Below are 7881 nucleotides of genomic sequence, written 5' to 3' on the forward strand. Positions count from 1 at the left end.
CCTTCTCGCAGGCCTGGGTGGTGATGGAGGCGGAGGCCTCGGCGCCGACCTCGATCGTCCAGCCGAGGCGGTCGCCGCCGGTCATTCCGCCGGCCGTGTTGATGAGCACCGCCTCGAGCGGATCGCCCTGCACCGCCGGCAGGCGGATCTTGGCCGATCCGTCCTGGTAGAGCCGCTGCAGGCGCGTCCGACCATCGCTCTTGCCGCAGAAAAGCCTGGCTCGCCCGGCAACACGTTGCGCGGCAGGCAAAGGAGCGCCGGCCAAAGGCAAGGCGGGTGTCAGGGCGTTGTCGATCGTGTCCACGTTTCCAGGTTAAGCACTCCGGCGGCTTTGTCGATATATCGCTTGTTGCTTGACATCGTTTTGGTTTCTATAGAGGGAAGCCACCCTGGAGCGGTCGCGCGGTGTCTGGCGAGGTAAGGGCAACGGCGTTGTTGGATCCGGGGACCAAAAAAGGGCGCTGATCAGTTGGCGTCGGGAAAACGACAGGGAAGGAACCGAATGGCTGACCAGCTGACGACCGAGATCATCGAAAAGATCAAAGCGCATGCCGACACCGGCGGTGAGGAAATCACCGCCAGCACCGATCTCGGAACGCTCGGCATCCATTCGCTGGAATTGACCGAGATCATCTTCGATCTCGAGGAGAAGTACGGCATCGAGATCGAGATGAACACGGTCGATGCCTGGAGCAACCTGAAGAACGTCGGCGACATGGTCGAGGCGGTTCGCGAACTGATCGCGAAAAAAGCCTGACTGCATGCAAAAACGCATCGTCATCACCGGTATTGGCGGGATTTGCGGGCTTGGCAACGATGTGCCGGCCATGTGGGACGCCATGCGCGCCGGCCGCTCGGCGATCGGCCCGATCGACAATCCGTCGCTGCATGACCTCAAGGTCAAGACCGGCTGCGAAATCAAGGAACTGCCCGAACATGGCATCGACCGCAAGCAGGTCGTCTCGATGGACCGTTTCAGCCTGCTGGCGGTGATCGCCGCGCGCGAGGCCATGCGGCAGTCCGGACTGACGGCACATGCCGACAACACCTACCGGATGGGCGCGATCGTCGGCATCGGCGTCGCGGGCTTCGAGACCATCGAGGAGAATTACCGCGCGATCCTGCTCGAGGGGCGCAACCGCGCCGCCATCTTCACCGTGCCGAAAGTGATGCCGGGCGCGGCCGCCGGGCAGGTGAGCATGGCGCTCGGGCTGCGCGGCCCTGTGTTCGGCGCCACCTCGGCCTGCTCATCGGCCAACCATGCAATTTCCACGGCGGTCGACCAGATCAGGCTCGGCCGCGCCGACGTGATGGTTGCCGGCGGCACCGAAGCGCCGCTGGTGTGGGGCGTGCTCAAGGGCTGGGAGGCGCTCAGGGTGCTTTCGCCCGACACGTGCCGGCCATTCTCGGCCGACCGCGCGGGCCTCGTGCTTGGCGAAGGCGCCGGCATGGCGGTGCTGGAAAGCTACGATCACGCGATGGCGCGCGGCGCCACCATCCTGGCCGAGATCGCCGGCGTCGGGCTTTCCGCCGATGCCTCCGACATCGTCGCGCCGACCGTCGAGGGACCGGAAGCGGCGATGCGTTTCTGCCTGGCGGATGCCGGGCTCAATCCGGAAGACGTCGACTACCTCAACGCGCATGGCACCGGCACCAAGGCCAATGACCAGATCGAGACCGCCGCGATCAAGCGCGTCTTCGGCAACCACGCCCCTTCGCTCTCCGTGTCCTCGACCAAGTCGATGCATGCGCATTGCCTCGGCGCTTCCGGCGGGCTGGAGATGATCGCTTGCGTGATGGCGATCCGCGACGGCATCGTGCCGCCGACCGCCAATTATCGCGAGCCCGACCCGGAATGCGACCTCGACGTAACGCCCAACACGGCGCGCGAGCGCAAGATACGCGCCGCGCTCAGCAACAGTTTCGCCTTTGGCGGAACCAATGCGGTGCTGGCCTTCAAGGCGGTCTGATCACAATCCCGGTTGACTGTATGTGCATCGGCCGCCGGTGGCCGGTGTATTGATCCCGGCCGGCCGGGGACCTAACTCTTCCTCACCCCGCCGTATTGTTTGCCACCCATTGTGAGCGCCGCCCGGCGCCAGCCCTATCCGGAGTTTCCGATGACCGACCTGTCCGCCTTTCCGATAGCCAAGCGCTGGCCGGCCAAGCAGCCCGAGCGCCTGCAGCTCTATTCGGCCACGACGCCCAACGGCGTGAAGGTCTCGATCGCGCTGGAGGAAATCGGCCTGCCCTATGAGCCGCATTATGTCGATATCGGCAAGAACGAGAGCTGGACGCCGGAATTCCTGTCGCTCAACCCGAACGGCAAGATACCGGCCATCATCGACCCGGACGGCCCGGGCGGCAAGCCGATCGGCCTGTTCGAGTCCGGCGCCATCCTGCTCTATCTGGCCGACAAGACCGGCAAGCTCATTCCCGCCGATCCGGCACGGCGCTACGAGACGATCCAGTGGGTGTTCTTCCAGATGGCGGCGATCGGCCCGATCTTCGGGCAGGTCGGCTTCTTCCACAAATTCGCCGGGCGCGAGATCGCCGACAAGCGGCCGCTCGAACGCTACCGCGACGAATCGCGGCGGCTGATCGGAGTGCTTGAAACGCGGCTGAAGGGCCGCAAGTGGATCATGGATGACGACTACACGATCGCCGATGTGTCGATGCTGGGCTGGGTGCGCAACCTGATCGGCTTCTACGAAGCGCGCGAGCTGGTCGGTTTCGATGATTTCCCGACCGTCGCCGAATGGCTGGAGCGCGGCCTGGCGCGGCCGGCGGTGAAAAGGGGCCTCACCATTCCGGCGAAGGGCTGAAGACGGTTCAGGTAAAGTCGTGCGGCACAAGAGTCCTGCGGGCGCGCCCATGCCGGGCTGGTTTCGACGCTCGGCGCTTTGGCTGAAGGTAGCGGTGGGCTAAGCGGGCGCGGCTAGCGCCCACGTTGGAGATTAGCCGAAACCCCCAGGACGTCGTCATACTCGGGCTTGACCCGAGTATCCATGCCGTGGCCGCTGCCGTAGAGTGCAACGGTGCAGAATTCTGTAACTGCAGCAACGCTTTAGCGTCACGGCATGGATTCCAGGGTCTGCGCGCGTCGCTTCGCTCCTTGCTCCGCCCTGGAATGACGACCGAGCTGTCTTGACCGCCAATCGCGAAGGTCCGGCTCGGCGACTTCGCCGTCCGGAATCGCGCAAAAAGGGCTATTTCGTCTTGGCCTTGGCACCACTGCGGCCGAGCATAGAGGCCGCAAGCCGCGCAGTCGCGACGACTGCTCCTGTGGCGACGCTTGCCACGGCGCGGATCGGACCCGCTTTCTTTGCCGCCGACTTGGGATGTTTCGCGCTCTTAGCCTCGACTTTATGGGCCGCAACCTTACGGGCCGCGGCTTTGTGGGTCACGCCTGGCGTCACTTTCTTCGGGGCCGCCTTGCCGAAAGCCGGCTTGGCGTCTTTCGATCGCTCGGCGATCGCCGGGCCGGCGCCCGCCTTGGCCTGCGTCGTCCTGGATTGGGTGGCCCTGGTTTTTTTGGCCACGGGCTTTCTGCTGTTGGTTGCCATCTGACAGTTCCTGCTCGCTTCTTTTCGCAATTCCGGACGGAAAGCGGTTGTCCGCTCCCCTGGAATTGCTCCGGCGCCGGACAATTCGGGATAGGCTGATAACGGCGTGAAAACCTTAAAGTTCCCGTCCGAAAATATCGAAAATTGAGCAGGTTAACCAATCACCAGCATCATTGATCAATGACCCGTCATTGACCGATGACCATGTCGGCCGGCCGGCGCCGCGCCAGCACGCGCTCGATGTTGGGCATGTCGTTGGAGGCGATCCAGGCGCGGGCGTCCTCATCCGACTTGCCATGCTCGCGCCAGCGCTCCATCAGCCGGCGCTCGAGCTCATTGCGCGGCACGTCGACGAAGATGGTGAAATCGAACAATGGCGCCAGCCGCGTCCACGGCTCCTCGTCGAGCAGCAGGTAATTGCCCTCGACCAGGATGAACTTGGTGTCGGCGGAAACGATCTCGGCCGCCGCGCGCGACAGTTCGATGCTGCGGTCGAACACCGGAATGGCGATGTCGGGTTCGCCGGAGCGGATGCGCTTCAACAGCGTCTCGAAGCCGGCGAAGTCGAAGGTTTCCGGCGCGCCCTTGCGCGGACGCAGGCCGCGGCGGTTGAGGATGATGTCGTCATAGTGGAAGCCGTCCATCGGCACGACCTCGGATGTGCCTTCGGGCAGAAGCTCATGCAGGTTCGCCGACAGTGTCGACTTGCCGGAGCCCGGCGGACCGGCAATGGCGACGACGAAGCGCTTGGCCTTGCCGGCGCGCTTGAAGATGGCGGCAGTGATATGGGCGATCTCGGACATCGGCGCCTCTTCGGTAAGGGTGCGGCCGGCATTTTGGCGGGTGTCGGTGGAAATTTCAAACCTGCTCTTGGTGACTGAGGCTCGACCGCTTGTTCGGCAGCCTCCCGCTTTCGAAATTGGCCGGAACGCCTGCCCCCTTCGTCATCCACGGGCTCCGCCCTGGAATGACGAACTCCCAGGCGCCCCCGCCTGAACCCCTACGCCGGAGCTGAACGCCCGATGCGCAGGAAGCCGCTGTCGAACGGCGCCTCCTTCACCGCGCCGTTCGGCGCAAGAACGCGCAAACGATCGGCCACTGCCTCAATCTCGGCCGGCGCCTCGGCCTCGGCGGACGGAACCGCGCCGATGACATGGCGAAACGACACCGACCGCCCTTCAGCCAGCGCGAAGGCCGTGGCCATGCCTTCATGCTTCAGCCAATTGTCGCCGAGCGAGGCGGCATGGCCGATCGCGCTGCGGCCGTCCTCGATGCCGAGCACGCCGAGATGGCGGCCGCTCCAGGGCGCGTAGTCGCGGCCGCCATTCGAGAACCACAGCATCGTCACCGGCAGTTCGGCCGGGTTCTTCAGCACCAGAACCAGGTCCTTCTCCGCGCGCCGCGCGATCGCCGTCCAGCCCGGGCCGCCGTGATCCGCCTCGACCAGCGTGACGAAATCCTCGCGCCTGTCTTCCATGCGGTAGTCGGTGAGGTCGGTGGTGCCGCCGGCGGCGAGCGGAAACTGCGTGAGGTCGGCGGCGCGGGCCGGATAGGCAAGCATGAAGCGGCCGCGCGCCGGGTCGGGCTCCAGCGGCGTTGGGGGCGTGACAGCGACGCGCTTGGGCGAGAAGGCGAGCCGGCCGCCGCCTTGCATGACCGTCATCGGATGATGGGCGACGGAGATGGCGCCGGAGCCGCCGGAGAAGACGTGCTCCTGGTAAAGGAAAGGATGGTCGTCGCGCAGGGTAAAAACCTTGTCGACGGCGGCGCCCATCACCTTGCGGCGCAGCCGGAACACGGCCCGCCAGCCGCCGGCAATGGCGCCCTTTTCGACGACGTCCCATTCGCTGTTGGCCGGCCAGCCATGCAGGGGTGCCGCCTCGACGTCGCTGGCGGAGAAGGGTGAGCAGAGGAAATCGCCGGAGAGGCGCACCGTGCCTTCCGGGAGGTTCGCGGGCAATGTCTCGCGCGGCGCGCCGACCCAGGGCGCGCGATGCAGCGGCTTCAGAACGCGGCCATCGGCCTCGATGTCCATGGCGGCGATATGGCCGACGGCGAGATCGAGCGAGACGGAGATGCCTTTTGCGCCGATCGTGACCGTGTTCATGAATGCCTCCCGCGAATCTTTTCTCGCGGGGAGCAAAGCCCGTCGAATGCCTCCCGTGCAAGCAGCGCGATCGGCATTTTGCATCAGTTCCTCACCCTCCCCCTTACGGGGAGGCTCGGCGAGCGGTCGGAGCAAAGCGGAGACCGGTCGACGGGGAGGGGTCTGACAAAAAGAGTCCTTTCGACCCCCATCCCGATCCTCTGCGCGGATCGACCCTCCCCACAAGGGGGAGGGTGGAGCCCTACTGCCTTTTATACTCCCGCACCGGCGACTTCGTGCCATCCGTATAGGTCACCTGAACCGCCATCGATTTCACGTCGTCCTTGACCTTGAAATAGGGCTGGTAGTCGGAGGGAATGGCATAGGGGTCCTTTGCGTCGCAGGGCGGCATCTTGATCTCCTTGTCGAGCGCGCTGCCGTTGAGGCTGTAATGCACCTCCTTGATGGCGCAGCGGTAGGAGAGCATCTGGGTGAAATAGACCAGGCCACGATTGCCGCCGGAATCGAAAGCGATCCACGACGTCCAGAACTGGTCGAGGATCTGCTTGTTCTCCTGCTGGAGCGCGCCGTCGGGGTCGAAGCGGATGTCGAACGGGCCGGTCTCGCGGCCGCGGATGTCGAGATATTTTATGGCGATGGTGGTGGCGGCAGTGCTGTCCGGCAACTCGAAGCTCGGATTGGGCATCGGCTTGCCGGTGCGCTGGTCGTTCATCGCCATCAGGCCGGTGTCGGTGAACGGGCCGGAATCGCCAAGGCGCCAGGAGATCGCCGTCGCCGGCTCGGGCAGCGAGATCGTCATCGACCAGCCGGCGTTGGAGCGCATCGGCGTCAGCGTCGGCACGAAGCGCGACGGGTCGAGCACGTCGCCCAACGCCGTCAGCCGGCTGCGGCTGCGGTCGAGCCAGTCGGCCAGTTGTGTCTGGTCGACGAAATATTTCAGCAGGCCGCCGTCCTTCTCGTAGGCGACGAATTTGCTCAGCGCCTGCGCCTCGCTGCGCTTGTCGGCCAGCGTCTGGCTGCCGAGGCGATCCTCGGAAAACTCCTGCGCCAGGAGAAAATAAGCCGGCGCATAATCGGGGTTGGCCGCGATGAAGGCGTTGAGCTTGTCGAGCCGCTGCGCGTCGTCGAACTGCAACAGATGCACGAGCTTGATCGAGGGCGCCTTGGCTTTCTCCGTCAGCGTGCCGAACACTTCGCGGGCGCCGGCCTTGCCGTCCTGGACCCTGAGCAGCGTGGCAAAGCGCGTATAGGGGTCGATGGCGTCAACGTCGAAGCCGGCAAAGGCGAGATAGGAGCGGCGGGCGTTGAGCATGTCGCCTGCGAGCTCATAGACGCGGGCATTGTGGTAGAATTCGTCGGGACGCTTCGGATCGGCGATCGCGCCGCCCTGGGCCGAGAGCCGGGCGAAGCCCTTGGCGATCGTGTCGATCGAAGCGGCGATCTGCTCGGTCGTCGCCTGCAGCTTTTCCGCCTGCGCCTGCTGCTGTTGCTGGCCGGCGGCCAAGGTGTCGGTCGTCTGCTTGACCGCCTCGACAGTCTTCTGCGTCTCGGCGCCTTGCGCCGACTGCTGCTGTTGGGCGGAAGCGATCTGCTCAGTCTTCTGCGCCACCGTATCCGTGGTCTGCTTGACCGCCTCGACGGTCTTCTGCGTCTCGGCACCCTGCGCGGTCTGCTGTTGCTGGGTGGAAGCGATCTGCTCGGTGGTCTTGGCGACCGTGTCGGTCGACTTCATGACCTCCTCGACCGTTTTCTGCGTCTCGGTGACCGTCTGCTCGATCTTCGCCACCTTCTGCGAGACGATGCCCAGCGATTGCTGCAGCTCGGCGACGGCCGGCACAAGGTTGGCGATCACGCCGTTCTGCGAATTCGTTTCCTGCTGGATGCCGTAGACGCCGCCGGCGATCGCCGCCGCACTGGTGGCGAAGATCAGCGCCGGCATCGCCTTGGCGGCCAGCACCAGGCGCAGCACCATGGCGACGGCGATGATGATGGCCGCGACGGCCGCGACCAGGGCAATGTAGGCGGCAAAGGGCCCGAGCGGGTTGAGCACATCGCCGACTGCGCCGCTGATAAAGGCGAAGCTCGCCGCCCATTTGCCGGTGCGGCTGAGCGATGCCCTGAGCAACGAGGTCGTACCCGTGGCGATTTCCGACATGCCGATCCCCCCAAATCCAAGCCGCGACATACTAGCGGAAAGGAGGTGGGGAT

General features: G+C 65.1%; 8 protein-coding genes. 3 read left to right on the forward strand and 5 right to left on the reverse strand.

Features of this window, described 5'->3' with window-relative positions; translation table 11 throughout:
• The coding region (locus EOA27_RS13115) for an urease accessory protein UreD (protein ID WP_245491082.1) at positions 1 to 250 on the reverse strand (250 nt) is incomplete at its 3' end.
• A 252-nt stretch (positions 251 to 502) separates the two neighbouring features.
• Here EOA27_RS13115 and EOA27_RS13120 point away from each other — a divergent pair.
• The 3 genes from EOA27_RS13120 (at position 503) to EOA27_RS13130 (ending at position 2825) form a co-directional block, all read left to right on the forward strand.
• Complete coding sequence (locus EOA27_RS13120; RefSeq protein ID WP_041003067.1) at positions 503 to 757, forward strand: acyl carrier protein; 255 nt, start codon at positions 503 to 505, stop codon at positions 755 to 757.
• A 4-nt stretch (positions 758 to 761) separates the two neighbouring features.
• Positions 762 to 1970 carry a beta-ketoacyl-[acyl-carrier-protein] synthase family protein gene (locus EOA27_RS13125; RefSeq protein WP_126080015.1) on the forward strand — a complete coding sequence of 403 codons (1209 nt, stop codon included), beginning with the start codon at positions 762 to 764 and terminating at the stop codon, positions 1968 to 1970.
• A gap of 150 nt (positions 1971 to 2120) precedes the next feature.
• Positions 2121 to 2825, forward strand: coding sequence for a glutathione S-transferase N-terminal domain-containing protein (locus EOA27_RS13130; RefSeq protein WP_126080016.1), 705 nt, complete (start codon positions 2121 to 2123; stop codon positions 2823 to 2825).
• Positions 2826 to 3209: 384 nt separating this feature from the next.
• Here EOA27_RS13130 and EOA27_RS13135 read toward each other — a convergent pair whose 3' ends face one another.
• From EOA27_RS13135 to EOA27_RS13150, 4 genes are all read right to left on the reverse strand, one after another.
• Complete coding sequence (locus EOA27_RS13135) at positions 3210 to 3542, reverse strand: hypothetical protein (protein ID WP_348633084.1); 333 nt, start codon at positions 3540 to 3542, stop codon at positions 3210 to 3212.
• A 212-nt stretch (positions 3543 to 3754) separates the two neighbouring features.
• Positions 3755 to 4369 carry a nucleoside triphosphate hydrolase gene (locus tag EOA27_RS13140; RefSeq protein WP_126080018.1) on the reverse strand — a complete coding sequence of 205 codons (615 nt, stop codon included), beginning with the start codon at positions 4367 to 4369 and terminating at the stop codon, positions 3755 to 3757.
• 197 nt (positions 4370 to 4566) lie between these two features.
• Positions 4567 to 5673: a hypothetical protein gene (locus EOA27_RS13145; protein WP_126080019.1), complete on the reverse strand. Its 1107-nt coding sequence runs from the start codon at positions 5671 to 5673 to the stop codon at positions 4567 to 4569.
• A gap of 241 nt (positions 5674 to 5914) precedes the next feature.
• Positions 5915 to 7828 carry a methyl-accepting chemotaxis protein gene (locus tag EOA27_RS13150; RefSeq protein WP_127256373.1) on the reverse strand — a complete coding sequence of 638 codons (1914 nt, stop codon included), beginning with the start codon at positions 7826 to 7828 and terminating at the stop codon, positions 5915 to 5917.
• Positions 7829 to 7881: the final 53 nt, after the last annotated feature.

The organism is Mesorhizobium sp. M2A.F.Ca.ET.037.01.1.1 (genome assembly GCF_003998075.1).
In the GTDB taxonomy this organism is placed as follows: Bacteria; Pseudomonadota; Alphaproteobacteria; order Rhizobiales; family Rhizobiaceae; genus Mesorhizobium.